Origin of the sequence: Streptomyces albicerus (genome assembly GCF_008905045.1) — a bacterium.
GTDB lineage: Bacteria > Actinomycetota > Actinomycetes > Streptomycetales > Streptomycetaceae > Streptomyces > Streptomyces albicerus.
On sequence record NZ_VWMY01000046.1, the window covers coordinates 40,842 to 66,019 of the forward strand.

The window sequence follows — 25,178 nt, forward strand, 5'->3', positions numbered from 1 at the left end:
CCCACTCTCGTGTGTCGGCGACGCGTGAATCCGCCGCCCAGCGCACAGGGGGCTACTGACCCCTCCTTGAGGGTCGGCTCCGGGGACACGATCCCGACAGTAAGCACCGCGCAATGCCTTGAAAGGTACATTTCGCCCCCGTGGAGGGGTGCCGCTTCCGAGGCCCCCTGAGCAGTGAGCGAGGGCCGGATGCCGGAAGCGGAGAAGCCTGAAACGGATGCCGCGGTGCGTGAGCCGACATTGACGGACGCGCTGGTGCCGCTGGGTGTCCTGGTGGTGCTGGTCGGCGGTGCGCTGGTGCTGTTCGGTCTGGATGCCCTGGACGGGCCGCTGCAGGTCGCGCTGGTGCTGTGCGCCATGACCGTCGCGCTGGTCGCGATGCGTATGGGGCACCGGTGGGAGGCGGTGCAGAAGGTCAGCCAGGGTGCGATGTCGTCCATCACCAGCGCGGTGTTCATCCTGCTGGCCGTCGGGGCGCTCATCGGGGTCTGGAACCTGTCCGGGACCATTCCGACCCTGGTGTACTACGGCATCCAGGTCCTCTCGCCGAGCTGGTACTACGCGGCGACGGCTCTGATCTGCGGTGCGATCGCGATGAGCATCGGCAGTTCGTGGACGACAGCCGGCACGATCGGCGTCGGCCTGGTCGGAGTCGCCGACATGCTCGGTGTGTCGACCGCGATCACCGCGGGGGCGGTCATCTCCGGCGCCTACCTCGGGGACAAGCTCTCGCCCCTGTCGGAGACGACAGTACTCACCGCGCAGATGGTGAAGGTAGACGTCTACGAGCACATCAAGCGGCAGGCATGGACATCGATCCCGGCGTTCGTCATCGCGTTCGTGGCGCTTCTCGTCATCGGCCTGGTCAACGGGCCGGACGTGAGGAACCCGGTCGGCGAGCAGATTGAGCTCAACAGCCTCAACGGTATCTACAACATCACCCCGCTCAACCTCCTGCCGCTGCTGCTGCTGGGATTCCTGTCGATCCGCAAGGTGCCCCCCTCGCTCGCTCTGACCTGCTCGGCGCTGTTCGCCGGACTTCTCGGGGCCTTTCTGCAACCGGACGTGATGCGCGACTTCGTGCCTGGCACGGGCAACGTCGTCATCGAGTCGCTGAAAGGTGTCTGGAGCGCCATGGCCAACGGCTTCTCCATCAACTCCGGCATCGACGAGATCGACCAGTTGCTGTCCCGCGGCGGTATGGACAGCATGCTGCTGACGCTCTGGCTGATCATCGGCGCCGTCACGTTCGGCGCGCTGCTTGAGGAGTTCGGCCTCATCGGACGCCTGATCGACCCCATGATCCGCTCGGCGAAGAGCACCGGCCGCCTCTACTTCACCGTTTTCGCCAGCGCCCTGGGCCTGAACATCGTCGCCGGCGACCAGTACATCGCCCTCGTCCTGCCCTCGCGGGTGTTCCGGGTGGAGTTTGCCAAGCGGGGACTCGCCCCGACCAACCTGTCGCGGCTCGCCGCCGACAGCGGAACCGTCACCTCACCGCTGGTTCCCTGGAACTCGTGCGGCGCATTCATGGGAGCCGTGCTGGGAGTGGCGACTTTCTCGTATCTGCCGTACGCGATCTTCAACTACGCCAGTCCCGCCCTGAGCGTCCTGTACGGCTTCACCGGCTTCAAGATCGAAAAGGTGGAGCCCGGCACCAGGCAGGACCAGCCCGCCGCTCCCAAGTGACCGCCGCACCCATCCGGCGTACAGCCGCACCAGGAAGGGCCATGAGGTATGTCCGCAACCGTTGAAGACAAGTCCCCCGCGGTAAAGCTCTCGCTGATGACGCTGGCCGCGATGGTGGTCGGCTCGATGGTCGGCGCAGGGGTGTTCTCGCTGCCCCGCCGCTTCGCCGAGGAGACCGGCGTCGCGGGGGCGCTGATCGCCTGGGCGGTCGCGGGGGCGGGCATGCTGATGCTGGCATTCGTGTTCCAGGCGCTCGCCATGCGCCGGCCGGACCTGGACGCCGGCGTGTACGCCTACGCCAAGGCCGGTTTCGGCGAATACCTCGGCTTCTTCTCGGCATTCGGCTACTGGGCGAGCGCCTGCGTCGGCAACGTCACCTACTGGGTCCTGATCATGTCGACGATCGGCGCGATCTGGCCCGCCCTCGGGGACGGGGACACCGTCCTCGCGTTGGTGCTGTCCTCGGTCGGCCTGTGGGCCTTCTTCCTGCTGATCAAACGGGGCGTCAAAGAGGCAGCGGCGATCAACCGCATCGTCACCGTGGCCAAGGTCGTACCGATCCTGGTGTTCGTCATCCTGGCGCTCTTCTACCTGGACACCGACGTGTTCGCCGACAACTGGGGCGGCGCGGACTACGCGGGGTCCTTGTTCGACCAGATCCGCGGCACCATGCTGGCCACGGTCTTCGTCTTCCTCGGGGTCGAGGGGGCGAGCGTCTACTCCCGCCACGCCAAACGCCGCAAGGACGTCGGCCTGGCCACTGTCCTCGGGTTCCTGAGCGTCTTCGCCGTCTTCGCCTCGGTCACCATCGTCTCCTACGGCATCATGCCGATGAGCGAGATCGCCGAGCTCCGCCAGCCCTCCATGGCCGGCGTCCTTGAACACGCCGTCGGCACCTGGGGCGAAGTGTTCGTCAGCGTCGGCCTGATCGTCTCCGTCCTAGGCGCCTACCTCGCCTGGACCCTGATGGCCGCCGAAGTTCTGTTCGTGGCGGCCCAGGACGACGACATGCCCCGCTTCCTGCGCCGCGCCACACCGGACGACGTCCCCGTCCCCGCCCTGGTCATGACCACCGTGCTGGTCCAAGTGGTGCTGATCATCACGCTGTTCTCCGACGACGCGTTCAACTTCGCCCTCGACCTGACCAGCGCGCTGAGCCTCATCCCGTTCCTACTCGCCGCCGCGTTCGCACTGAAGATCTCTCTCAGGCCCGATCCCCTCGCGCAAGGTGACAGCTCCCGCCGGGATCTCACCGTCGCGCTGCTGGCCACCCTCTACACAGCCTTCCTCCTCTACGCGGCCGGACTCAGGTTCGTCCTGCTGTCCTTCATCGTCTACGCCCCGGCCACGATCCTGTTCGTCATGGCCCGCCGCGAACAGGGCCGACGCCCCTTCTCCTCCGGCGAACTCGTGATCTGCGCCGTATCGATCGCCGGCGCCGTCATGGGCGTGATCGCCCTGGCAGCCGGCTGGATCAGCCTCTGAAGACACCACACCGCACCACACGGCATCACACCGCATCCGCTACACCCCACCGACCCCACCGGAAGAGGAATGCACATGACCAGCAACAGCACGCCCCCCACCTCGCTCGGAGTCCACTCGGAAGTCGGCCGGCTCCACAAGGTGCTCGTGTGCGCACCGGGCCTGGCGCACCGCAGGCTCACCCCGACCAACGCCGACGACCTCCTCTTCGACGACGTGATGTGGGTGGACAACGCACAGCGCGACCACGCCGACTTCGTCAGCAAACTCACCTCCCGCGGCGTCGAGGTCGTCGAACTGCACGACCTCCTCGCGCAGACCATGGCGGTGCCGGGGGCGAGGGACTGGCTGCTCGACCGCAAGATCGTGGCCAACGAGGTGGGCTTGGGCCTCGTCGACTCCACCCGCGCGTTCCTGGAGACCCTGGAGGCCCGCCCGCTCGCGGAGTTCCTGATCGGCGGCCTGGCCACCGCCGACCTCCCGGGCGACTTCCGGCCCGGCTACGTCGCCCTGGCCCGTGAGTCGACCGGCGTGCGCGAGTACCTGATGCCACCCCTGCCCAACACCCTCTACACCCGCGACACGACCTGCTGGCTCTACGGCGGCCTGACGCTCAACCCCCTCTACTGGCCCGCCCGGCACGACGAGACCCTGCTGATGAAGGCCGTCTACCGCTTCCACCCCGACTTCAAGGACGCCACCGTGTGGTGGGGGGACCCAGAACAGGACTGGGGCCAGGCTACGTTCGAGGGCGGCGACATCATGCCCATCGGCAACGGCGTCGTCCTCATGGGCATGAGCGAACGCACCTCGCGACAGGCCATCACCCAGGTCGCCGCAGCGCTGTTCGAGCAGGGCGCCGCCGAACACGTCGTCGTCGCGGGCATGCCCAAGCTGCGCGCCGCGATGCATCTGGACACCGTGTTCACCTTCGCCGACCGGGACATCGTCACTCTCTACCCGCGCATCATGGACGCCGTCCATACCTTCTCCCTGCGCCCCGGCAACGCGACTTTCCCCGTCGACATCACCGACGAGGGCGCCCGCCCGTTCACCGACGTCGTCGCCGGAGCGCTCGGGCTGCCCAAGCTCCAAGTGATCGAGACGGGCGGCGACGTGTACGCCTCCGAACGCCAGCAGTGGGACAGCGGCAACAACGCCGTCGCCCTCGAACCCGGCGTCGTGTTCACCTACGACCGGAACACTCAGACCAACGCCCTGCTCCGCAAGGCGGGTGTCGAGGTCATCGAGATCGTCGGCGCCGAACTCGGCCGCGGCCGCGGCGGCGGCCACTGCATGACCTGCCCCCTCATCCGCGAACCCATCACCTTCTGACCGTTCCTAAACACTGAGCGGGAGTGAGTCCTGCTGCCAGGACTGCTGCTCGGTGGCGCTGCCCCGAACGGTGTTGGGCAGGCTGGTCCCCCGCGTTCGCTCCACCACCGGTGACACGCATCCGGTGCGTGGTCCGGGTGGGTGGGTGCGGGATTCCTCACGTCCTCGGGCCTCCGGTCCGGCCTGGGCGGTCCGATGCCCCGCATCATCACTCTGGTGATGCGGGGGCGGTGCCGTCCGTCGCCGGATGGGATGTCCGAGGGCGCGTCGCCCGACCGCGATGCTCGCCGCATGGTGCCGGGAAATCTTGCGGGTCGGGGTTGTCAGCGGTTTCTGCCAGTGCTGTGCGCCCCAGCGGGAGGTGTAGGCCGGGTCGACCGCGACGACTGCGATGTCCTGCTCGGCGGCCATCGACACCAGCCGGGCCTTGAGTTTCGCGGTGGGGAAGCGGGCGAGCAGGCGGCGGAAGCGTTTGTTGCGGCCGTGCTGCTCTCGGCTGGTGCCGTCGGTGAAGTCGAGGTCCTCGAGGGCGATCGCGGCGGCCCCGCACCGTTGCGTGTAGTGCAGCAACCGGCTCAGCGCGTGCCGGAGCTGGGCGTCCCGGTGCTCCGCGCTGCCCGAGAGGTCGTAGAAGAAGCGCCGCGGTGCGCCGACCGGGTTGCCGTGCACGTCGAGGCGCCAGGCGGCGAGGTGGTCGTCGTTCATGTCCACCCCCACCACCCCGCGGGCCAGCGCCGCCCGAAGCGGCAGCACCGGAGCGGCGGCGCGCTGCCAGGACGCGGTCACATACCAGCGGCCGCACGTCACATCGTGGTGGATGCGGTAGGCCACCGCCCGGTTGGCGGTGATCCGGTCGCGCCACTCCTGCCCGCGATGCTGGAACCGCACGGTGGCGTCCAGCACGTACCGGCTGTGCGGCGCGTTCGCCAGGTGTGCCAGCGCGGCCGGAAGCCTGATCGAGACCTGTCCGGTGTCGGTAACGCGGATGGTCTCGTTGCCGAAGCGTTTGCCCGACTCCCCGTCGGCGGCGAGAAACATCCGCTCCGCCTGCCAGCGCTCCCGCCAGGCCTGCTCGCTCAGCCCCGCATCGTCCAGGTGGTGGCGGGTGTGCGCGAGCCGCTTGCCGCCCCGCACCACGTGCACCCGGCCCGCCGCCCAGTCCGCCTCCACCACTGCCAGCCGGTCCTTCAAAGCGTTCAGGCGGCGGGATTTGGCATGCCACTCGGCACGGGTGGCGTACCCCCTCGCCAGCCCTTCGCGCTTGTTTGCCTTGGCGCCCAGCGGCCGGGCCAGCCGCGCCTCGATCTGTGCGATCTGCCCGCGTAGCCAGGCCAGGTGGGCGGCCTGGCTGCGTCGGGCCAGCGCCCACTGGTCATGAACGGCCTTGGTGATACTGCCCGCCCAGCGCGCCGAGGAGCGCCCCGTCAACGCCCGTTTGCGCACCGCCCACGAGGCCCCATCGTGCGTCAGGCCCTGCCGGGAGCGTTCTGCGAGATCACCGGCCGCCAGCGACCCCAGGAAGACTCCGGCCTCGGCCAGCAACGCCGCATCTGTCTCCGACACCCGCAGTCGGTCCCGGATGGCCACCCCGGCGGGACCGGGCACCACGAACGACACCGCCAACTCGCGCAGCCCGCCCACCCGTTCACCCCCGCCTGGCCAAAAACCCCCGTCACGGCAGTCAACGAGTACCACAGGCAAAGGTCACCCATTCGACCCAAGAACTCTCGTTCCCGTCCCGCGGCGGGGCCTAGAGCACATCACACCCAGAGACGACCGGCCCCTACGACCAGACTGAAAACCAGCCCAACCCAGCGCTCACTCACGCTCACCAGGACTCACTAACGCTCGGCGCTTCGGCAATAGTCCACACCCCTCAGTGCTGGTCTCCCATCAGCCCCGAGTCGCATCCACCGGTCAGCGCGCACGGCCTGCGGCAGTTCCTGCTCGCGCGGGGTGTCTGCCTCACGCGCCAGGCCCTGCGCCGGTTGTGACCGGCCCCACCGGCGTTGCTGCCATACGAACGGCCCAAGCCAAATCGTGTACCGCCCGCATGGCGCCGACGATGAACAATATCGATCCGGCCAGGCGCGAAGGATGACAGGATGCTGCGAGACCACCCCGGCCGCGGCCACCGAGCCGTCGTGGCAGCACTCGGCTGTGCTCTGTCCGCCGTCGCCCTCACCGGGTGCGGCGACACCGAGGACACCGGCTCCTCACCCGCACCGACAACGAGCAGCCCCAATACGGCATCGTTCTCCGGATTGCCGCCGTCGGCGCTGGCCTCCGAGGCGGCTTCCGCGATCGCCTCCGCTCATGCTTCGGCGTCGGCGGCGGCCTCCTCGGCAAGTGCCCGCGCCTCCGAGTTCGAGGCATCCGTCGAAGCCGAGGCCGCCCGCGCCAGTGCCGCTGCGGAGAAGGCGCTCAAGGATGTCCAGGGGCGCGGCAACGCGGTGTCCGAGGTCGGCATGAAGGGCCTGCCCAGGAACGAGACCAGCGGGCTGCTCGCCGTGCTGGTCACGATCACCAACAAGACCGACGCCAGGGCCTCGTACGCCGTGCGGATCGATTTCGAGGACTCGTCCGGAAAGGCCGTCGAGACGAAATTCGTCGGCGCGGAGGACCTCGACCCGGGCGAGAAGCAACAACCCATCGCCTTCAGCCGGCAGCCTGCGGACGCACAGCTCACTCCCCGTCTCGCCAAGGCACAGCGGTACTGACGTCGCGGGTGGAATCGAGCCATGGAGAAACGATGGGCAACCTGGTGGTTGTGGGAGCGGACGGCTCGTCGTCGAGTCTCGCCGCGGTGGAGACGGCCGCCAGGGAGGCCCGGCGCCGTCGCGCAGCACTGCGCGTGGTGTGCGCCCTCAACTGGCCGGTCAGACCCATGTACGCGCCGCTGGACACCACACCGCTCAGTCGCCTGGTCAGTGAGGCCGCGGACCGTGCGCGGAGCGTGGCCCCGGAGGTGACAGTCACCGAGGCCATGGTGCCCGGCGACACGGTGTCGGTGCTGGAGGCCGAGTCCCGGGCGGCGGACCTGCTGGTCGTGGGTGCCCGTGGGGACGGAGGCTTCATCGGCATGCTGCTGGGATCGACGGCGGCGTCCCTGACGGCGCACAGTCGGTGCCCGGTGATGGTGGCCCGCGAGGAGTCGGTCGACACCGGTCCGATCGTGCTGTGTGTCGACGGCTCCCCCGCCGGTGAGACGGCGGTCGAGTTCGCCTTTGCCGAGGCGGCGCTGCGCGGAGCCGAGATCGCCGCCGTGCACGTATGGCTGCCGGATCACGCGCCGGCCGGTACCGGTGTCGAGAGCCCGGAGCGGCTGCTGGCCCAGGCCCTCGCCGGGCACGCGGAGAAGCATCCAGATGTCACGGTCAGGCGCGAGGTGGCGAGTGGCGAAGCCCGGGAGGTGCTGATCGAGAGAAGCAGGACCGCCCAACTCGTGGTCGTCGGAGCTCGGGGGCGTGGCGGGTTCACCGGTCTGCTCCTGGGATCGGTGAGCCAGGCGCTGCTGCACCACGCGCACAGTTCCGTCGTCGTCGTCCGCGGCCGGACGGAATCAGACGTGTCGTGAGAAAGCGCCGGTCACGCGCGTCCGCCACCCCTGTCGGTACGGGGACACGCTCAAGTCAACGAGTCGGAGGGAGCTCATGGCTACGGCCGTGCTGCCGCCTCCGCGACACGTCTTCCCCGGGATGCCCCTGCGTGGCGCCCATCACCCGGACAGCCTGCTGCGGTCGCCGGGTGCAAGCGGCGGAGGAAGGCTGAGACCGTCCATACAACGCAGCCGCCCCCGACAAGGCGGTGCCCAGCGATTACCACACCGTGCGGAAGGGCCGTGACATGGCGCAGACATCCGGCGGGGTCCGGCACCCCCAGAGCAGCGCACAACAACTGGGCGGGGGCCTCGCCCTCTTCGCCGGCTGGGCACTGGAGATGAGCGGGACGCTCAGCATCCTTCTCGGCGTCGTCGGCGTCACCCGCGACACCATTTTCAGCTCACCTGACTACACCTACGAGTTCAATCTGACGGCCTGGGGCTGGATCCACATCGTCATCGGCATCGGGCTCGTCGCCGCCGGCCTGGGGGTACTGCTCGGCAAGAGCTGGGGCACGGGGGCCGGCGCGGCACTGGGCGCGGTCAGCCTGATCACCCAGTTCATGTTCATCCCCTTCTATCCCCTGTGGTCGATCAGCGTGATGACGCTCGACATCGTCGCCGTCTGGACATTGGCCAGGTCCATTGCGGTGGACGACTAGTGCTGTGACCGCATCCGCGGCGGCGAAGGGCGTCCGCCCCAGCGGACGCCCTTCCAGAGACTGATTTGATCACCTGGCGGCCATCACAGCTCAGCGCAGCGCACCCGTGTCGTTGAGGAGCCGTACGCTCGCGTTGCCGTCGGCGTAGTACGCCACCGCCGAGAGCGAGGCCGCCGACAGCTCCATGCGGAACAGGGACTCCGGCGGGGCGCCCAGGGCCAGCCGCACCAGGGTCTTGATGGGCGTGACGTGGGAGACGAGCAGTACGGTGCGGCCGGGATGCGCCGCGAGCAGCTTGTCGCGGACCGCGGCCACGCGGCGGGCCACCGCCTCGAAACTCTCGCCACCGCCGGTCGGTTCGGCATCCGGCGAACTCAGCCACGCGTTCATGTCGTCCGGGTAGCGCTCCCGCACCTCGGCGAACGTCAGCCCCTCCCACGCCCCGAAGTCCGTCTCCCGCAGGCCGTCCTCGATCCGTACGTCGAGGCCGAGCCGCGCCGCGACGATCCCCGCGGTTTCGCGGCAGCGGGCGAGGGGGGAGGACACGATGTCCTGTACGGTCCCGCGCGCGGCGAGTGCCTCCGCGACCCGCTCGGCCTGGTCGCGCCCCACGTCCGAGAGCGCCGGATCGCTGCCGCCGCTCCCCGAGAACCGTTTCTGGGGGGTCAGCGGGGTCTCACCGTGCCGCAGCAGTACGAAAGTTGCGGGTGCGCCGAGGTCGGGGGGTGCGGTCCGTCCGGCCGTCGGTGCCTCGGAGGCCACGTTCCGTGCGGCTCGTACGTCATCGGTGTCGGGGATGGTGACGGGAGTCGTCTGGCTGCGGGCCGTCCCTGGCTGGTCGCGCCCACCCGGCGGAGCCGCAAATGTCACAGCCCCGCGCCCCTTACGGGGCGCTCCTGAGCCCGGCGCTGCCAGTGCGGCGCGTGCCTTCGCCGCACCCGCGGTCGCGTCCCCGGGCGGGCCCGACGGCTCGGGCGCGGTCGGCCTCGCAGTCGGCCTCGCGGCCCGCCCCGCGTCCAGGTCCGCCGTCGACTGCGACGGCGACCACTGCTCCCCCCGCTTGCCCGCGTCCATCGCCTCGTTGGCCAGGCGGTCCGCGTGCTGGTTCTCGCCGCGCGGGATCCACTCGTAGGTGACCCGGTCGGCGGGGAAGACGGAGCGGGCCTCGTCCGCCAGGGGCCGCATACTGGGGTGTTTGATCTGCCAGCGGCCGGACATCTGCTCGACGACCAGCTTGGAGTCCATGCGGACTCGTACGGTGGCCGTCGGGTCCAGTTCGTGGGCCGCGCGGAGGCCCGCCACCAAACCCCGGTACTCGGCGACGTTGTTCGTCACGATGCCGAGGTACTCCGCCCGCTCGACCAGCGTCTCCCCCGTCGCGGCGTCGAGGACGACGGCGCCGTAGCCCGCGGGCCCCGGGTTGCCCCGGGAGCCCCCGTCGGCCTCGACGATCAACTCGCGCAAGCCGGAAGCTCCTTACTCCTTACGACCCGGGGCCTTGGGCCTTGAATACAGACACAGACCCTTGGAGTCCCATGTACTTGGAGGCCCTTGGAGGCCCTACAGGCCGGACTCGGACGTGCGGATCAGGATGCGGCGGCAGTTCTCGCAGCGCAGCACCGCGTCGGGCGCGGCCGCCTTCACGTCGTTCACCTCGGTGATGTTGAGCTCCAGGCGGCAGCCCTCGCAGCGGCGCTGGTAGAGCCGGGCCGCGCCGACGCCGCCCTGCTGCTCGCGGAGCTTGTCGTAGAGCCTGAGGAGGTCGGCGGGGACGGAGCCCGCGATGACCTCGCGCTCCTTCGTCGCCGAGGCAGCCTCGCTGTCGAGGGACTCGTACGCGGCGTCCCGGCGGGCCGTCGCGTCGTCGATCTTCGACTGGACGGAGGAGACCCGCTCGGTCAGCTCGGCGACCCGCTCCTGCGCGGACTCGCGGCGCTCCATGATCTCCAGGACCACGTCCTCCAGGTCGCCCTGGCGCTTGGCCAGCGATGCGATCTCGCGCTGGAGGTTCTCCAGGTCCTTGGGGGACGTGACGGCGCCGGAGTCGAGGCGCTGCTGGTCGCGGGAGGCGCGCTGGCGCACCTGGTCGACGTCCTGCTCCGCCTTGGTCTGCTCGCGGGTGCAGTCGCTCTCCTCGGTCTGCGCGGCCACGAGCAGGTCGCGCAGCTGCGTGAGGTCCTTGGTCAGCGACTCGATCTCAGCATGCTCGGGCAGCGACCTCCGCTTGTGCGCGAGCTGCTGCAGGCGTGCGTCGAGGGCCTGGACGTCGAGAAGTCGGATCTGGTCGGCGGGCGCGGCGTTCAGTTGGGGGCTCCAGGTGAAGGGGAGTGGGATGTCCACGGGTCGGTGACCGTCTTCGAGACGTGGACCCGCAGGTCCCAGCCGTGACGGTCGGAGATCTCGTCGAGCTGGGCGGCGGCCAGCTCGCACCAGGGCCACTCGGTGGCCCAGTGCGCCGCGTCGAGCAGCGCGAGGGGGCTGTGCGCGCGATCCGCAATGAACTCTGACGCCGGGTGGTGGCGCAGGTCCGCGGTGAGGAAGGCATCGACGCCGGCCGCGCGTACGTCGGCGAAGAGGCTGTCGCCCGAGCCGCCGCTGACCGCGACGGTCCGTACCAGCGCGTCGGGGTCGCCCGCGACGCGGATGCCCTGCGCGGTGGCGGGCAGCCGCTCCGCGGCGCGGGCGGCGAGCTCGCGGACGGTGAGCGGATGGTCCAGCTCGCAGACTCGGCCGAGGCCGCGGCGGCCTTCGGGGTCGGTGGGGTCCGGCACGAGGGGGCGTACGACGCGAACGTCCAGCGCGCCCGCGAGGGCGTCGCTCACGCCCGGGTCGGCGCGGTCGGCGTTCGTGTGGGCGACGTGCAGCGCGATGTCGTTCTTGATGAGGGTGTGCACCGCGCGACCCTTGAAGGTCGAGGCCGCGACCGTCGTCGTACCCCGCAGATAGAGCGGGTGGTGGGTGACCAACAGGTCGGCGTCCAGCTTCACCGCCTCGTCCACGATCTCCTGGACCGGGTCGACGGCGAAGAGGACGCGGGAGACCTCCTGGTCGGGGTCTCCGCAGACCGTCCCGACCGCGTCCCAGTCCTCTGCCCTCTCGGGGGGCCAGAGGACGTCGAGCGCGGCGATGACTTCAGACAGACGGGGCACGAACAAAAGGCTACCCGCCTTATGTCCGTGCCCCACCAGTCGCGGGTTACTTGATCAGCTGTGACCGGGTGACCTTGCCCTGGCCTGCCGCTTTGCCGTTTTACTTGGCCAGGTAGCCCTTGAGGTCGTCGAGGACCTCGTCGGCCGCGGTCACGCCGAGACCGAGGTACCAGGTCTCGTCGGGTACGTCCTTGGCCTGGCCGTTCTTGACCGCGCCGAGCTTCTTCCAGAGCGGGTTGTCCTCGGCGCTCGCGCGGTCGGTCTTCTTCGCGTCGCCGTACACGCCGGTGAAGATCCAGTCGGCGTCGGCCTCGTCGATCTTCTCCGGGCTGATCTCCGCCGCGAGGTCGTTGATCTGCTGGTTCTTGGGGCGCGGGATGCCGACGTCCTCGAGGATCGTGCCGATGAAGGACGCCTTGGCGTAGAGGCGGATCATGCCCGGCAGGTAGCGGAGCATGGTGACGGTCGGCTTGTCCGGGCCGAGTTCGTCGCCGAGGGCCTTCGCCTTCTTCTCGTACGCGGCGAGCTGGGTCTTCGCCTCGGCGGTCTTGTCCAGGGCCGCCGCGTTCAGGAGGTAGTTCTCCTTCCAGGTGAAGCCCGGGCGGATGGAGAACACGGTCGGCGCGATCTTGGAGAGCTGCGGGTAGAGCTTGGCGGCGCGCAGCTCGCTGCCGAGGATCAGGTCGGGCTTCAGGCCCGCGATCGCCTCCAGGTTGAGGGCGTTGATCGTGCCTACGTCCTTGGGGCTGCCGGCTTCCTTCTTCAGGTACGACGGAATGCCGTCGGAGCCTTCGGTGGGTGCCCAGCCGACGGGCTTGACGCCCAGCGAGACGACGTTGTCGAGCTCGCCGACGTCGAGGACCACGACCCGCTTGGGCTGCGCCTTCAGCTCGGTCTCGCCCATGGCGTGCTCGATCGTGCGCGGGAACTCGCCGGCCTTGGCCGTCGTCCCCATCTTGGCCGTGTCCTCGGCCGCCTTCCCGAAGTCCTCGCCGCCCTGGGCGACGGACTTGCTGCCGCTGCCGTTGTCGGACTTCTTGGAGTCGGAGCCTCCGTCGCCCGACCCGCAGGCGGCGAGGGACAGCGCGGCGGCCACGGCGAGGGCTACTGCGGCGGAGCCGCGGCGGCGTAGGGACATCAGGGACACGCTCCATCGGTTACTCATGCGATCCAGTGGGATCCGGTGGTTGCTCAGGCGATCCCGTGGGATCTGGTGGTTGCTCAGGCGATCCGGTGTGATCTGGCGGTTGCTCAGGCGGTCCACAGGCCGCACTTAGGCAGCCCTAACCATAAACGCCTCCATCCCGTTCAGCACACCCGCCCCCGTTCCCTCAGGCGAATCGAAACTTGGCCACTCTTATGTGTGAAGCGGTTGCCTGGTGGTCCCACGTCTGTGCGTGCGAAAACTACTTTCATGGCCGGAGGTGACCGAACGATGACGGCCTGTGCCTCCCCCGAGGTCTCGACTTCGCTCGAGCAGGGGGTAACCCCATCGTCCGCGGCGGTGAACGAGAACGAGTGGGCCGCGCGAGCAGGGTGCGTGATCACCGTCGACGGGTCCTATGCGGCCCGCCTGGCCCGCAGCGGCGACTCCTGGTTTCCGGAGCGCTGGACACTGGACGGCCCCGAGCCGTACGCGGTGCCGCTGCCGGGCACCCAGCCGGAGGAGCCCGGCACGGAGGTACTGCCGATGGCGGACGGGCGGGTGCTCATCCACCGCCTCGCCGACGGGCGGCACGTGTTCTCGCTGCTGTATCCGACCGGGCCGGGGACGGGTGAGGTACCGCTCGGCGCGGTGCAATGCCCGGACGAGGGAGCGGAGTTGCGGCTGCTGCCGCCCGCTCCGGGCGGCACGCGTGCGTACGCCCTTGCCGTGGGCCGGAGTTCGACCGCCGTGTGGCTGGTGTCGGGCGGCGCCTTCGGGCCCGAGCACCTCGCGGAGGTGCCGGGGCGCTGCTCGGGCGGGGTGTGGCTGGGCGGCGGAGACCGACTGCTCGCGCTGGACCGGGAGTTGGATGGCCGGACCAAGACGGTGGTGGTGGACCTGGAGCGCGGCGGCGAGGTTTCCCCTCTCCTGCAGATCGCCGAGAAGAGCAACGACCGGCTGCTGCTCGCGGACGCCGACAGCGGGCTGCTCCTGATCCGCTCGGACGCGCCCTCTCCCGGTCAAGAGCGGCTCGGCTGGGGCGTGTTGGGCAGCACGCTCCCGGTGCGCTTCCCGGAGTGTCTGCACCTGCCGGGCCGCTCGGTCACACCGTTCGCGATCCAGCCGGGCCAGGTGCTGACACCGGAGAGCTGCGCGGTGGCCCTGCGGATCGACGGCCCCTCCGCCAGCTGGCTCGGCGTCTGGCGTCCCGCCGAGCGACACGTCCACCAACTCCCCGCACCCGAGGGGTGGTTGACGGGCTCGGGCCGATGGTCCAAGGACGGGGTGCTCCATCTGCCGTACGCGACGGGGGCGGTGCCGTGCGGCGTATCACGGGTGGAGGCACCCACGGGGGCGGGCGACGGGGGCCCGGGGGATCCGGACAGTACGGCCGAGGCGTCGGGGGATGCGCCACAGGGGCCGTCGGTCACGGGTCCCCCGGAGCCTGCCACGCCCCGTCCGGTACCACTCCAACAGGCCCCCCTGACGGGCCGCATGGTCGCGAACGCCTTCGCCGGGCGGCGGTTGGCGCAGGGGGTGGGGGGTGGCCGGAGGACTGGCGAGAGCGCGGGGCGAGCGAGTGCGGGGGGTGTGGGTCGGGCTGCTGTTGGTGGCTCGGGCTGGGAGGGTACGGGGGGTGTCAGGCGCGCGGCTGACGGGGGCGCGGGTTGGGCGGGCGCCGAGGGCCGGGCGAGTATCGAGGGCGTCGACCGCACGGCTGCCGCGGGCGCGGACCGGACGAGCTCCGAGGGCATGAGCCACGCAGCCACCGAAGGCGTCGACCGCACGCCTGCCGAAGGCACAGGCTGGGCACGCACGGAGGGCGTCGACCACACGCCTGCCGAAGGCACGGGATGGACACGCACGGAGCGCCTGGGCAGCGCGGCTGACGAGGGCACGGGCTGGACGCGCACCGAGGGAGCCGACCGCACCGCCGCCGCAGGCGCAGGCGCAGGCTCGGCGAGCGCCGAGGCCATGAGCCACGCCGCCGCCGAGGGGACGGGCCGGGCAGGCACCGAACGCGTCGACCGCACCGCCGCCGAAAGCACAGGCTGGACGCGCACCGAGGGCATGAGCCACCCGGCCACCCGAGGCGCGAACCCGGGGCCCGGCGAGGGCACCAGCTGCCCGACCTCCGAACACACGAGCCGCGCGAGCGCCCAGAGCACCAGCCATACGACCGCCGAAAGCGCGAACCCCGGCCCCAGCGAAGCAACCGGCCACCCGACCACCGAAAGCACACGCAGCGCAGCTGACGAAAGCCCCCTTCGCATGGCCTCGGCGAGCGCAGGGAACTCCGGCCCCATGCCAGCCGCCCAACACACCGTCCCAGCTCCCACCGAAAGCATTCATCCAGCAGCCCGCCCAACTCCCGCCCAGGCGGAGCCACTTCGCGTTGAGCGGGTCAGTGCCGAGGCTCCGCCGGACTTCCGCACCCTCCGGATGACCGCCCAAACCGCCCCGGCGCCCGGCGTCGAGCGGGCCGCTCCGGAGGCACCCCGCGCCGTTCACGGAACCGGCGAAACGAACCCGTCGCCCACCCCCCTCAAAGTGACCACCGAGTAGCCCCAACCACCCCTCAGCGCCGTCACAACCGCCCGTTAGACTCGCCCGCGCTGTACCGAAGGATCTTGTTGACACGGGGTGATTTTCCACATGAGCGACACGAACACCATGGAGACGACGGCCACCGACCCGCGGGTGATGGTGGCCGCCCAGGCCGACGGTGGCCACGGCCGGCACCGGGGGCCCGTTTCCGCGCAGGAAGACGAGGCGACCCCTCGCGGCCGGCACCGTAAGCCGGCCGAGCAGAACGACACGGCGACGGCCTGACCAAGACCTCGGGTCTCCACCGTCACACGGCCCCGCCCGACGCTAGTCGGGCGGGGCCGTCCCGTGAGCGGGGCACACACGTGATCCCGTCGTAACTACCGTGCAGTCACTCGTGCTTGAGTCCGAGCACCTCCGCCGCCGCGAACGTCTCCCCCGCCGGCCGGTCCGCGTAGTACGGGGAGAGAAGCGCGTCCAGCTCGTCGTACGTGAAGGCATCCTGCTTGGTGTCGAACTTCGCTGCCACACGCGGCCGTTCGACGACCGCGACCATGCCGCCGTGCACGACGAGCAGCTGTCCATTGACGTGCGCGGCCGCCGGAGAGGCCAAGTAGCCGACGAGCGGGGCGACATGCTCGGGGGCGAGCGGGTCGATCCGCCGGCCCTCCGACGCAAGGCCTTCGGACCCATCGCCCGCCGAGGACCCATCGCTCGCCGAGGACTCGCCGCCCTCCGAGGACTCATGGCCCTCCGGCTCACGTGCCGCCGGCTCCTGGATGCCCGCGAAGACATCCGCCGTCATACGGGTCCGGGCGCGCGGGCAGATCACGTTCGCCGTGACGCCGTACTTCGCCAGCGCCAGGGCCGTGGACGTCGTCAGCCCGACGATTCCGCCTTTCGCGGCGGCGTAGTTGGGCTGTCCGGCGGAGCCCGCGAGGAACGCCTCCGACGAGGTGTTAACGATCCGCCCGTACACCGGCGCGTCCGCCGCCTTGGACCGCGCCCGCCAGTGCGCGGCCGCGAAGTGGGTGGTGTTGAAGTGGCCCTTGAGATGGACCCGGATCACGGAGTCCCACTCGTCCTCGGACATCGAGAAGACCATCCGGTCGCGCAGGATGCCCGCGTTGTTGACGAGGATGTCCAGCTGTCCGAACTCGGCGATCGCCAACTCGACCAGTTCCCGGGCCTGTTGGTGGTCGGCCACGTCACCCATGTGCGCGACGGCACGCCCGCCCGCCGTACGGATCTCGGCGGCGACCTCCTCGGCGGGCGCGGCCGACGCGTCGCCGGAGCCGTCCCGGCCTGGTTGCCCGAAGTCGTTGACGACGACGGCGGCGCCGAGCCGGGCGAGTTCCAGCGCCTCCGCCCGGCCGAGCCCGCGGCCCGCACCCGTGACGATCGCGGACCGGCCCTCAAGTGGCAGTGACATCAAGGTCCCTTCAGCCGACGGTGACGAGAAGTCGAGGTCGTCAGATCTCGATGCACGTACGCAGCGCCACACCCGTACGCATCTGGTCGAGCGCCTCGTTGATCTCGCTCAGCGGCACCCGGTGCGTGATCAGTCCCTCCAGGTCGATGCGCCCGGCGCGCCACAGCGCGACGGTCCGCTCGTACGACCGCAGGACGTCCCCTCCGCCGTACATGGACGGCAGGATCCGCTTCTCGTCGAAGAACAGCTCGAACATGTTGAGCTGGAGGAAGTCGTCCATGGCGCCCGCGCCGACGACGACCAGCGTGCCGCCGCGGCGGGTGTTCTCGTACGCGGTGCGGGCGGTGGCGGACCGGCCGACGACCTCGAAGACGTAGTCGAAGCCCTCGCCGCCGGTCAACGTCTGCTTGGCGTCGGGGAGTTCGTCCGGCGAGACGGCCTTGGTGGCGCCGAACTTCAGTGCGGCCTCGCGGCGGGAGCGTACGGGGTCGACGGCGACGATCTCGGCGGCGCCCTTGAGCCGCGCGCCCTGGATCGCGGAGATGCCGACGCCGCCGCAGCCGATGACGGCGACCGACGAACCGGCTTCCACGTCGGCGGTGTTGAGGGCGGCGCCGAGTCCCGTGGTGACGCCGCAGCCGATGAGGGCGGCGATGTCGAAGGGCACGTCGTCCGGGATCGGCACGGCGCAGCCCGCGTCGACGACGACCTCCTCGGTGAAGGTCCCGGTGCCGGCGAAGCCGAACACGTCGCCGCCGGGGCGCTTGAAGTTGGGCGTGCCCGCGTTCATGAACCCGGCGAGGCACAGCTCGGTCTGGCCGCGCTTGCAGGCGGGGCAGGCGCCGCAGGCGGGCAGCCAGCAGACGACGACCCGGTCGCCGGGCTTGACGTTCGTGACGCCCTCGCCGACCTCCAGGATCTCGCCCGCCCCTTCGTGCCCGGGGACGAACGGCGCGGGCTGCGGCAGGACTCCGGCCATCGCGGAGAGGTCCGAGTGGCACAGGCCGGTGGCCCGCACCCGGATCCTCACCCGGCCGGGCCCGAAGCCCGTCGCCTCGAAGTCGTCGAGTATCTCGAGCTTCTCCTGGCCGATCTCGTGCAGTACGGCTGCGCGCATGGTGCGGCTCCAATCAGGGACGTACGTACGACACTCAGGTGTGCTCCACGACGGTGTCGGCGAGGACCGGCGCGTCGTCCCGGTCGGCCGCGCCCACCGTCACGCGGACCTTCCCGTCCTGCTCCCACATGCGGATACGCAGGGTCTCGCCCGGATACACGACCCCGGCGAAGCGCGTGGCGTAGGAGCGGACCCGGGCGACATCGCCGCCGAGCACCGTGTCCACGACCGCCTTCAGCGTCATCCCGTACGTGCACAGCCCGTGCAGGATCGGCCGGTCGAACCCGGCGAGCTTGGCGAACTCGGGGTCGGCGTGCAGCGGGTTCCAGTCGCCGGAGAGCCGGTACAGGAGCGCCTGGTCCTCGCGGATCGTGCGCTCGACTGTCCTGTCCGGCTCGCCTGTCGGCGGTTCGGGGCGGGTGGAGGGGCCGCGGTCGCCGCCGAAGCCGCCTTCGCCGCGTACGAAGATCTGGGCGTCGTTGGTCCACAACGGGCCCTCGTCGTCGGCGACTTCGGTGCGTACGACGAGAATGGCGGCCTTGCCCTTGTCGTAGACGGCCGCGATCCGCGTGGTGGCGACCGCCTGGCCCTCGACGGGGATCGGGCGGTGCAGCGCGATGGTCTGGCCGCCGTGCAGGACGTGGGCGAGGTTGACGTCGATGCCGGGCATCGACAGGCCGTTGATCACGCCCGGTGAGCCGGCGCCCGCGACGGTGGCGAAGCTCGGCAGGACGTGCAGCCTGGACTCCAGGGTGTAGCGCAACTCGTCGGGGTCGGTCGCCGGGACGCCGGCGCCGAGGCCGAGGTGGTAGAGCTGGACGTCCTTGTGACCCCAGGCGATCCCGGCGGACCGGGGCTCGGCCGCGAGGGCCTGGGCAACGTCGATGGGCATGGGGCTCCTGACTGCTGGCGGGGAAGACCCCGGTGCGGCCGTCCGCACCGTCGGCCGCACCGAGGTCGACACTGAGCCGAGGAACCCGCCTGTTCTAGAACGCGTTCCAGTCCGGCGAACCCCTGTATAGCCCAGCACCCCGCACATGTGAAGACTCCTGACGGCATGTCAGATGTGTCAGATGTGCGGGTGCGGATGTGCGGGTGCGGACTCAGCCGGGACAGCCCCGGACTCCTGTCCGTGACCCGCGGTGCAAAGTAGCCACCGCGGCTCCTGACGGCCCCCAGACATCATCGGTCACGTGATCGGTGCGGCAGCGTTGTGTATGTTCACCGCTTCCCCGTCGCGTAGGCACCGGTGTGACAGTCCGTGCTCGGCGAGGTAGGCGGCGGCTCGGTCCGCGCCCTTCGTTTCGCGATGCTCGGAGCGCCAGTGAGGGACGATCCGGTAGGGCACCAAGCCGAGGCAGGCGGGTTCGGTATGTGCTGCATACCCCTCGGGCAGGACGGTCGGGTCGTCGATGAGATCGATGCCGCGCAGGTCCGGACCCGCGACGCAGGCTCCGGCCGAGTAGCCGCCGTAGACGAACTCCGGCCGGTGGAGCTGGGCTTTCACCGCGTGAGCGAAGCCGGACTGCGTCATGGCGCGGGCCAGGACGAAGGCATTGCCGCCCAGCGCCCAGACCAGATCCAGGTCGGCCAGTCGTCGGGGGAGTTCGTCGGGGTCGGAGAAGTAGTCCCGCAGGTCGAGTTCGTCGCAGGAGTATCCGAAGGTTTCCAGGGTGCGGATCTCGCGGCCGAGGTCGCGGCCACGTGAGCTGCCGTGTTCATCCAGCGCGTTCAGGACGATGCCGGCTCTGCCGGTTTCACGGGTGCTCGGCAACGCCGACGGCCGGCTGTCAGAAACCATGAGCTGAGCACAAGCCTCATCAGTACCTCCGGGTTCGCGGAACCTCCGGGTTCGCGGATCAATCATGCTGCCGTGACGGAGGTCTGACTGGCGGGTCGTTCGATGAGGTGGCCGGCGGGCGGACCGCGTTCGAAGCGGGCTCCTGCGCGGACGAGAGCGAGGGGGCGACGAGGTGAGGCGCGTTCACGGCCCGCCGGCGGGCCTGGATGGACTCGCCAAGGCATTGAGGCATTGCCCTCCGTCGCCCGGTTTCAGAGCCCTGAAAGCATCCTGAAACCCCGCTGAATGCGCCCTGCCGCAACCTCTGCGGCATGACGACAACGACATCGCACTCTCCCGCCATCGCGGCCAAGGGGCTGCGCAAGGCCTACGGGGACAAGACGGTCCTGGACGGCATCGACCTGACCGTGCCGGCCGGTACCGTCTTCGCCCTGCTGGGCCCGAACGGCGCCGGCAAGACCACCGCCGTCAAGATCCTCTCCACCCTCGTCACCGCCGACGCCGGCGACCTGCACGTCGGCGGCCACGACCTGGCCACCGACCCGCAGGCGGTTCGGGCCGCGATCGGCGTCACCGGGCAGTTCTCCGCCGTCGACGGCCTGATCACCGGCGAGGAGAACATGCTCCTCATGGCGGACCTGCACCTGCTCTCCCGCAGCGAGGGCCGCCGTACCGCCGCCGAACTCCTGGAGCGCTTCGACCTGGTGGAGGCGGCGAAGAAGCCCGTATCCACCTACTCCGGCGGCATGAAGCGCCGCCTCGACCTCGCCATGACGCTGGTCGGCAACCCGCGGATCATCTTCCTCGACGAGCCGACCACCGGCCTCGACCCCCGCAGCCGCCACAACATGTGGCAGATCATCCGCGACCTGGTCTCCGACGGGGTGACCGTCTTCCTCACCACCCAGTACCTGGAGGAGGCCGACGAACTCGCCGACCGCATCGCGGTGCTCAACGACGGCAAGATCGCCGCCGAGGGGAGCGCCGCCGAACTGAAGCGGCTCATCCCGGGCGGGCACGTGCGGCTGCGGTTCACCGACCCGGCCGCGTACCAGAGCGCCGCCGTTGCCCTGCGTGACGCCACCCGGGACGACGAGGCGCTGGCGCTGCAGATCCCCAGCGGCGGCAGCCAGCGCGAGCTGCGCTCCATCCTCGACTGGCTGGACACGGCCGGCATCGAGGCGGACGAGCTGACCGTGCACACCCCCGACCTCGACGACGTGTTCTTCGCCCTGACCGGCACAACAGGCATCCCCACCCAGCCCAAGGAGACTGTCCGATGAGCACCCCCCTTGCTCCCACCCGCCCGACCCGGATCTCCCTCGCCGTACGCAACTCGAACACGATGCTGCGCCGCAACCTGCTGCACGCGCGGCGCTACCCGTCCATGACCCTGAACCTGCTGCTCACGCCGATCATGCTGCTGCTGCTCTTCGTCTACATCTTCGGCGACGTGATGAGCGCGGGCATCGGCGGCGGCGGCGCCGACCGCTCCGACTACATCGCCTATATCGTCCCGGGCCTGTTGATGATGACCATCGGCTCCACCGTGATCGGGGCCGCGATCTCCGTCTCCATGGACATGACCGAGGGCCTCATCGCCCGCTTCCGTACGATGGCGGTCTACCGCGGGTCGGTGCTCATCGGGCACGTCGTCGGCAGCGTGCTGCAGGTACTCGCCAGCCTGGTCCTTGTCAGCATCGTCGCCGTGGTCATGGGCTTCCGGTCGACGGACGCCACGGCCCTGGAGTGGCTGGCGGCGTTCGGACTGCTCGCGCTGTTCTCCCTGGCGCTCACCTGGATCGCGGTCGGGATGGGCATGGCCAGCCCGAACCCCGAGGCGGCCAGCAACATGGCCATGCCGCTGATCCTCCTCCCGCTCATCTCGAGCGCCTTCATCCCGGCCGACACGATGCCGGGCTGGTTCCAGCCGATCGCCGAATACCAGCCCTTCACTCCGGCCATCGAGACCCTGCGCGGCCTGCTGCTCGGCACCGAGATCGGCAACAACGGGTGGATCGCGATCGCCTGGTGCGTCGGCCTGACCGCGCTCGGCTACCGCTGGTCGACCTCGTTGTTCAACCGCGACCCGAAGTAACCGCCATGACAGCGCGGGCCGCCTCCCGCAGCTCGTCCCGCTCCAGGGCGGCGTACTCCGACACGGCGTCGGCGTACGCCGCCCTGTCGGCGTCCTCGGCCGCCTGCCGGGCGCGGTCCGCCGACATCGTCGGCTGGAAGTCGCGCAGCACCCGCAGCCGTTCGGCCAGCGCGATCATCCGTACGGCACCGGCGTCGCCGGAGGCGAGCCCTGCCATGCCGAGCGCGTGCAGCACCGTCCCGAACAGATGGAGATCCATGGGCGAGCCGGACGGACCGGAGAGCAGGGTCCGCAGCCCCTGCCGCAGCCGGTCGACCGGCTCCGCGACCAGCTCGAGGCGGCCGGCATGCGCGTGCGCCGTCACCGCCACCGACTGGATCTGCAGCGCCCACCGGTCGAAGAAGGGGTCGCTGCTGTGCATCGAGCCGAGTTCGGCTATCTGCTCCGTGGCACTGCGCCACAAGCCGAGCCCGACCTCCGTCAGCCCACGGGCGAGCGCGATCTCGGCACGGCCGCCGAGGTCGGAGAAGTCGTCGTTCTGCGGGGTGTTGTCGCCCTCCGCCTGCCGCAGCCAGTACTCGGCCTCGTCGGGGTCGCCGCGCTGCAGGCAGGCGAGGGCGAGGCCCCAGCGGACCCCGATGAAGTCGTGCTCCTCGCCGAGCCGCGGCAGCGCCTCGAGCACCGCCTTGAAGTGCCCGTACGCGGCCTCGCCCCGCTCCGTCTTCAAGCACAGCTCGCCCAGCCGGGCGTGGCCGATGACCTGCAGGAACGGGTTGTCGACCGGCGCCAGTGCGACGATGATCCGGCGCGCCGAGGCGAGCGCGCGGTCGATGTCGTGCTCGTGCTCCCAGACGTAGGTGGCGACGCACTCGGCGATACCGGCGAGCAGCGGCTGTTCGCTGTCGCAGAGCTTCTGCAGCACTTCGTAGTCGGGAGGCAGCATCTCGGGGACCGCGCTCAGCACTATCGCCGTGGCGCGCAGCAGCGTGTCCGGCGGGGCCGGGGGCAGCCGCCGGAGTGTGACGAGCTGGCGCACGGCGACCGGGCCGTAGCCCATGAACAGGCTCGCCGTGCACAACACCGCGGCGGCGCGGGCGACTTCGACGTATTCGGGCTCGGGGTGGTAGTGCGACAGCAGCGGGCCGGTGTCCGCGGCGAGGGCGGCGAGGCGGGGGTAGTTGGAGCCGGTGGACCACAGGGCGGCGAGGACGGCGGTGAGAGCGGCGATGGTGGGGGCGTCCGTACGGGCCAGGGCGTGCCGCAGGGCCAGCACGAGGTTGTCCTGCTCGGCCCTGATCGGCTCCCAGGCGGCCCGCGGTTCCGAGCCGAAGAACCAGTCGTGATAGGCGACCCCGAAGTCCCGCGCCCAGGCGAGGAACCGGCCGATGGCCTCCTCGTCCTCGCCCGCCTCCGCGCGCCGGGCCGCGCTGAACTCCCGTACGGTCTCCAGCATCCTGAACCGCACGCCGGCCGAGGTGTCGACGACGGTGAGCAGCGACTGATCGGCCAACTGCTCAAGCAGGAACAGCGCGTCCCCGCCAAGGACCTGCTCCGCCGCTTCGCCGGAGAAGCCGCCGGGAAAGACGGACATCGTGCGCAGCGCGGCCCTGGCCTCCTCCGCGAGGAGGTTCCAGCTCCACTCCACGACCGCGTGCAGGGTGCGGTGGCGCTCCGGCACGTCCCGCGCCCCGCCGCGCAGCAGCGCGAACCGGTCGCCGAGACGGCGGGCGATCTCCGGCACCGAAAGGACCCGCACCCGCGCCGCGGCCAACTCCACGGCGAGCGGCAGCCCGTCGAGGTGGCGGCACAGCCCGGCCACCGCGTCCGGCGGCAGCTCCACGCCGGGCCGGGCGGCCCGGGCCCGCTGTGTGAACAGCTCGACCGAGGTGTCGAGACTGAGCTCCGGCAGCGCGTACACCGCCTCCGACGTGAGGCCGAGCGGGGCCCGGCTGGTGGCGAGCACCCGCAGGTCCTTCGAGGCCGAGACCAGGGCCTGTACGAGGTCGGCGGCGCCCCGGACGACCTGCTCGCAGTTGTCCAGGACCAGCAGCGCGGGCCCGGAGCCGAGCACGCCGAGGATGCCGGACACCCGGTCGGCCGAGGCGTGGCCGCTCATGGCGCCGGGCCGCCCCTCGCCCGCGCCGAGCGCGGAGGCCACCTCCGCGGCCACGTCCACGTCCGCGGTGACGCCGGCGAGCGGCACGAAATACACCACGCGCTGCTCGGCCCGGCGGCTGACGGCGTACGCGAGCCGGGTCTTGCCGAGACCGCCGGAGCCGACGACGGTGACGGCGCGGGAGACGCGCAGCAGCCGCTCCACTGCCGCAATGTCCTCGTCCCTTCCCAGCAGCGGATTCGGCTCGTGCGGCACACCGTGCCGGACCGTGGGCGCCTCGCCCCGCAACAACTCCTGCTGTACGACCTTGAGTTGAGCCCCCGGATCCGTGCCGAGCGTCTCGCGCAGCTCACGCCGGTACGCCTCGTACCGCATCAGCGCGGCGGACGGACCCGCCGTCGCCGCCTCGCCGCGCAGCAGCTCGGCAAGCACCTCCTCGTCGCGCGGATGTTGCGAGGCGGCCACGGCCAGCGGCCCGGCGGCCTCCGCGTGCCGGCCGAGGCGGGCGAGCGCGAGCGCCCGCGCGCGTACGAGCGTGCCGTGGACGGGGGCGCGCTCGGTGCGCAACGCGGCCACGGGGTCATCGGTGTCACCGGCCGCGTCAGGGGTGCCCTCCCACAGGGCGAGACCGGCCTCGGCCGCAGCCAGCGATCCTGCGTGGTCCCCGGCCCTGGCCCGGTCCGCACTGGCGGCGGCGTGCAACAGCAGGGTGGAGCTGTCGACCTGGTCCTCGGCGAGGGTGAGCCGGTATCCGGTCGGCGTGCTGACGAGGACGTCGGCGCCCAGCTGCGCCCGCGCCCTGGACACGAGGACCTGCACCGCCTTGCCCGGCCGCTCCGGCAACTCGTCCGGCAGCCACAGCCCTTCCACAAGCCGCTCGGTGCTGCAGCCCGTGCGCAAGTCGCCCGCGAGCAGCGCGAGGAGGCCGCGGAGCCGGGGCGCGGTGACCTCCTGTCCGCGATAGGCGACACGCGGCAGCAGAGTCAGGTCGGTGGTCAC

At 70.6% G+C, this 25,178-nt stretch carries 19 protein-coding genes and 1 pseudogene; 10 read left to right on the forward strand and 10 right to left on the reverse strand.

Annotated features, from left to right (window positions below; all coding sequences use genetic code 11):
- The first annotated feature begins 225 nt into the window (after positions 1 to 225).
- The 3 genes from nhaC to GAS53_RS35515 all read left to right on the forward strand — a co-directional run bounded on the left by nhaC (position 226) and on the right by GAS53_RS35515 (position 4,509).
- Positions 226 to 1,689, forward strand: coding sequence for a Na+/H+ antiporter NhaC (gene nhaC / locus GAS53_RS35505; RefSeq protein ID WP_225859286.1), 1,464 nt, complete (start codon positions 226 to 228; stop codon positions 1,687 to 1,689).
- A gap of 48 nt (positions 1,690 to 1,737) precedes the next feature.
- On the forward strand, positions 1,738 to 3,174 hold the full coding sequence (locus tag GAS53_RS35510) for a basic amino acid/polyamine antiporter (RefSeq protein ID WP_151481884.1): 1,437 nt from the start codon (positions 1,738 to 1,740) through the stop codon (positions 3,172 to 3,174).
- A gap of 75 nt (positions 3,175 to 3,249) precedes the next feature.
- On the forward strand, positions 3,250 to 4,509 hold the full coding sequence (locus tag GAS53_RS35515; protein WP_151481885.1) for an arginine deiminase: 1,260 nt from the start codon (positions 3,250 to 3,252) through the stop codon (positions 4,507 to 4,509).
- Positions 4,510 to 4,515: 6 nt separating this feature from the next.
- Here GAS53_RS35515 and GAS53_RS35520 read toward each other — a convergent pair whose 3' ends face one another.
- Entirely contained in the window at positions 4,516 to 6,150 is a 1,635-nt protein-coding gene (locus tag GAS53_RS35520) for a transposase (RefSeq protein WP_192583420.1), read from the reverse strand.
- 464 nt (positions 6,151 to 6,614) lie between these two features.
- On the opposite strand from GAS53_RS35520, the gene GAS53_RS35525 reads away from it, so the two are divergent.
- The 3 genes from GAS53_RS35525 (at position 6,615) to GAS53_RS35535 (ending at position 8,772) form a co-directional block, all read left to right on the forward strand.
- The gene (locus GAS53_RS35525) at positions 6,615 to 7,229 is read left to right on the forward strand and encodes a hypothetical protein (protein ID WP_151481886.1); all 615 of its coding nucleotides are present in this window, start codon (positions 6,615 to 6,617) and stop codon (positions 7,227 to 7,229) included.
- 32 nt (positions 7,230 to 7,261) lie between these two features.
- Complete coding sequence (locus GAS53_RS35530; protein ID WP_151481887.1) at positions 7,262 to 8,086, forward strand: universal stress protein; 825 nt, start codon at positions 7,262 to 7,264, stop codon at positions 8,084 to 8,086.
- Positions 8,087 to 8,355: 269 nt separating this feature from the next.
- Entirely contained in the window at positions 8,356 to 8,772 is a 417-nt protein-coding gene (locus GAS53_RS35535; RefSeq protein ID WP_192583421.1) for a DUF7144 family membrane protein, read from the forward strand.
- Positions 8,773 to 8,862: 90 nt separating this feature from the next.
- Here the strand turns inward: GAS53_RS35535 and GAS53_RS35540 are convergent, their stop codons facing one another.
- The 4 genes from GAS53_RS35540 to GAS53_RS35555 all read right to left on the reverse strand — a co-directional run bounded on the left by GAS53_RS35540 (position 8,863) and on the right by GAS53_RS35555 (position 13,059).
- Complete coding sequence (locus GAS53_RS35540) at positions 8,863 to 10,236, reverse strand: bifunctional RNase H/acid phosphatase (protein ID WP_151481888.1); 1,374 nt, start codon at positions 10,234 to 10,236, stop codon at positions 8,863 to 8,865.
- Between the two features lie 96 nt (positions 10,237 to 10,332).
- On the reverse strand, positions 10,333 to 11,076 hold the full coding sequence (locus tag GAS53_RS35545; RefSeq protein WP_192583428.1) for a zinc ribbon domain-containing protein: 744 nt from the start codon (positions 11,074 to 11,076) through the stop codon (positions 10,333 to 10,335).
- Positions 11,073 to 11,921: a Nif3-like dinuclear metal center hexameric protein gene (locus tag GAS53_RS35550; RefSeq protein ID WP_151481922.1), complete on the reverse strand. Its 849-nt coding sequence runs from the start codon at positions 11,919 to 11,921 to the stop codon at positions 11,073 to 11,075. The genes GAS53_RS35545 and GAS53_RS35550 overlap by 4 nt, the downstream gene beginning before the upstream one ends.
- 100 nt (positions 11,922 to 12,021) lie before the next feature.
- A complete protein-coding gene (locus GAS53_RS35555) occupies positions 12,022 to 13,059 on the reverse strand; it encodes an ABC transporter substrate-binding protein (RefSeq protein WP_151481924.1) in 1,038 nt (345 codons plus the stop codon).
- 297 nt (positions 13,060 to 13,356) lie between these two features.
- Here GAS53_RS35555 and GAS53_RS35560 point away from each other — a divergent pair.
- Both GAS53_RS35560 and GAS53_RS55470 read left to right on the forward strand, forming a co-directional pair.
- Positions 13,357 to 14,571: pseudogene (locus GAS53_RS35560) on the forward strand (hypothetical protein); the annotation flags it as partial.
- 1,152 nt (positions 14,572 to 15,723) lie between these two features.
- A complete protein-coding gene (locus tag GAS53_RS55470) occupies positions 15,724 to 15,900 on the forward strand; it encodes a hypothetical protein (protein ID WP_192583422.1) in 177 nt (58 codons plus the stop codon).
- A gap of 106 nt (positions 15,901 to 16,006) precedes the next feature.
- Here the strand turns inward: GAS53_RS55470 and GAS53_RS35565 are convergent, their stop codons facing one another.
- The 4 genes from GAS53_RS35565 to GAS53_RS35580 form a co-directional block, all read right to left on the reverse strand.
- Complete coding sequence (locus GAS53_RS35565) at positions 16,007 to 17,047, reverse strand: 3-oxoacyl-ACP reductase (RefSeq protein ID WP_151481889.1); 1,041 nt, start codon at positions 17,045 to 17,047, stop codon at positions 16,007 to 16,009.
- Positions 17,048 to 17,087: 40 nt separating this feature from the next.
- Complete coding sequence (locus GAS53_RS35570; RefSeq protein ID WP_151481890.1) at positions 17,088 to 18,164, reverse strand: Zn-dependent alcohol dehydrogenase; 1,077 nt, start codon at positions 18,162 to 18,164, stop codon at positions 17,088 to 17,090.
- 34 nt (positions 18,165 to 18,198) lie between these two features.
- The gene (locus GAS53_RS35575) at positions 18,199 to 19,056 is read right to left on the reverse strand and encodes a MaoC/PaaZ C-terminal domain-containing protein (protein WP_151481891.1); all 858 of its coding nucleotides are present in this window, start codon (positions 19,054 to 19,056) and stop codon (positions 18,199 to 18,201) included.
- Between the two features lie 297 nt (positions 19,057 to 19,353).
- Positions 19,354 to 19,965 carry a Type 1 glutamine amidotransferase-like domain-containing protein gene (locus GAS53_RS35580; RefSeq protein ID WP_192583423.1) on the reverse strand — a complete coding sequence of 204 codons (612 nt, stop codon included), beginning with the start codon at positions 19,963 to 19,965 and terminating at the stop codon, positions 19,354 to 19,356.
- A 311-nt stretch (positions 19,966 to 20,276) separates the two neighbouring features.
- Here GAS53_RS35580 and GAS53_RS35585 point away from each other — a divergent pair, with 311 nt between their 5' ends.
- Both GAS53_RS35585 and GAS53_RS35590 read left to right on the forward strand, forming a co-directional pair.
- Positions 20,277 to 21,248 (forward strand): ATP-binding cassette domain-containing protein, encoded by a 972-nt coding sequence (locus tag GAS53_RS35585; protein WP_151481893.1) that lies wholly within the window; start codon positions 20,277 to 20,279, stop codon positions 21,246 to 21,248.
- Entirely contained in the window at positions 21,245 to 22,063 is an 819-nt protein-coding gene (locus GAS53_RS35590) for an ABC transporter permease (RefSeq protein ID WP_151481894.1), read from the forward strand. The genes GAS53_RS35585 and GAS53_RS35590 overlap by 4 nt, the downstream gene beginning before the upstream one ends.
- Here GAS53_RS35590 and GAS53_RS35595 read toward each other — a convergent pair.
- The gene (locus GAS53_RS35595) at positions 22,044 to 25,178 is read right to left on the reverse strand and encodes an ATP-binding protein (RefSeq protein ID WP_151481895.1); all 3,135 of its coding nucleotides are present in this window, start codon (positions 25,176 to 25,178) and stop codon (positions 22,044 to 22,046) included. The two genes, GAS53_RS35590 and GAS53_RS35595, sit on opposite strands and share 20 nt — an antisense overlap.

What these genes read in the sequence shown, in the direction of transcription:
- GAS53_RS35510 (WP_151481884.1), top strand. Translation starts at nt 1,738, where the DNA reads ATGTCCGCAACCGTTGAAGACAAGTCCCCCGCGGTAAAGCTCTCGCTG.
- GAS53_RS35515 (WP_151481885.1), top strand. Translation starts at nt 3,250, where the DNA reads ATGACCAGCAACAGCACGCCCCCCACCTCGCTCGGAGTCCACTCGGAA.
- GAS53_RS35525 (WP_151481886.1), top strand. Translation starts at nt 6,615, where the DNA reads ATGCTGCGAGACCACCCCGGCCGCGGCCACCGAGCCGTCGTGGCAGCA.
- GAS53_RS35530 (WP_151481887.1), top strand. Translation starts at nt 7,262, where the DNA reads ATGGGCAACCTGGTGGTTGTGGGAGCGGACGGCTCGTCGTCGAGTCTC.
- GAS53_RS35535 (WP_192583421.1), top strand. Translation starts at nt 8,356, where the DNA reads ATGGCGCAGACATCCGGCGGGGTCCGGCACCCCCAGAGCAGCGCACAA.
- GAS53_RS35555 (WP_151481924.1), bottom strand. Translation starts at nt 13,059, where the DNA reads ATGTCCCTACGCCGCCGCGGCTCCGCCGCAGTAGCCCTCGCCGTGGCC.
- GAS53_RS55470 (WP_192583422.1), top strand. Translation starts at nt 15,724, where the DNA reads ATGAGCGACACGAACACCATGGAGACGACGGCCACCGACCCGCGGGTG.
- GAS53_RS35565 (WP_151481889.1), bottom strand. Translation starts at nt 17,047, where the DNA reads ATGTCACTGCCACTTGAGGGCCGGTCCGCGATCGTCACGGGTGCGGGC.
- GAS53_RS35570 (WP_151481890.1), bottom strand. Translation starts at nt 18,164, where the DNA reads ATGCGCGCAGCCGTACTGCACGAGATCGGCCAGGAGAAGCTCGAGATA.
- GAS53_RS35575 (WP_151481891.1), bottom strand. Translation starts at nt 19,056, where the DNA reads ATGCCCATCGACGTTGCCCAGGCCCTCGCGGCCGAGCCCCGGTCCGCC.
- GAS53_RS35580 (WP_192583423.1), bottom strand. Translation starts at nt 19,965, where the DNA reads ATGGTTTCTGACAGCCGGCCGTCGGCGTTGCCGAGCACCCGTGAAACC.
- GAS53_RS35585 (WP_151481893.1), top strand. Translation starts at nt 20,277, where the DNA reads ATGACGACAACGACATCGCACTCTCCCGCCATCGCGGCCAAGGGGCTG.
- GAS53_RS35590 (WP_151481894.1), top strand. Translation starts at nt 21,245, where the DNA reads ATGAGCACCCCCCTTGCTCCCACCCGCCCGACCCGGATCTCCCTCGCC.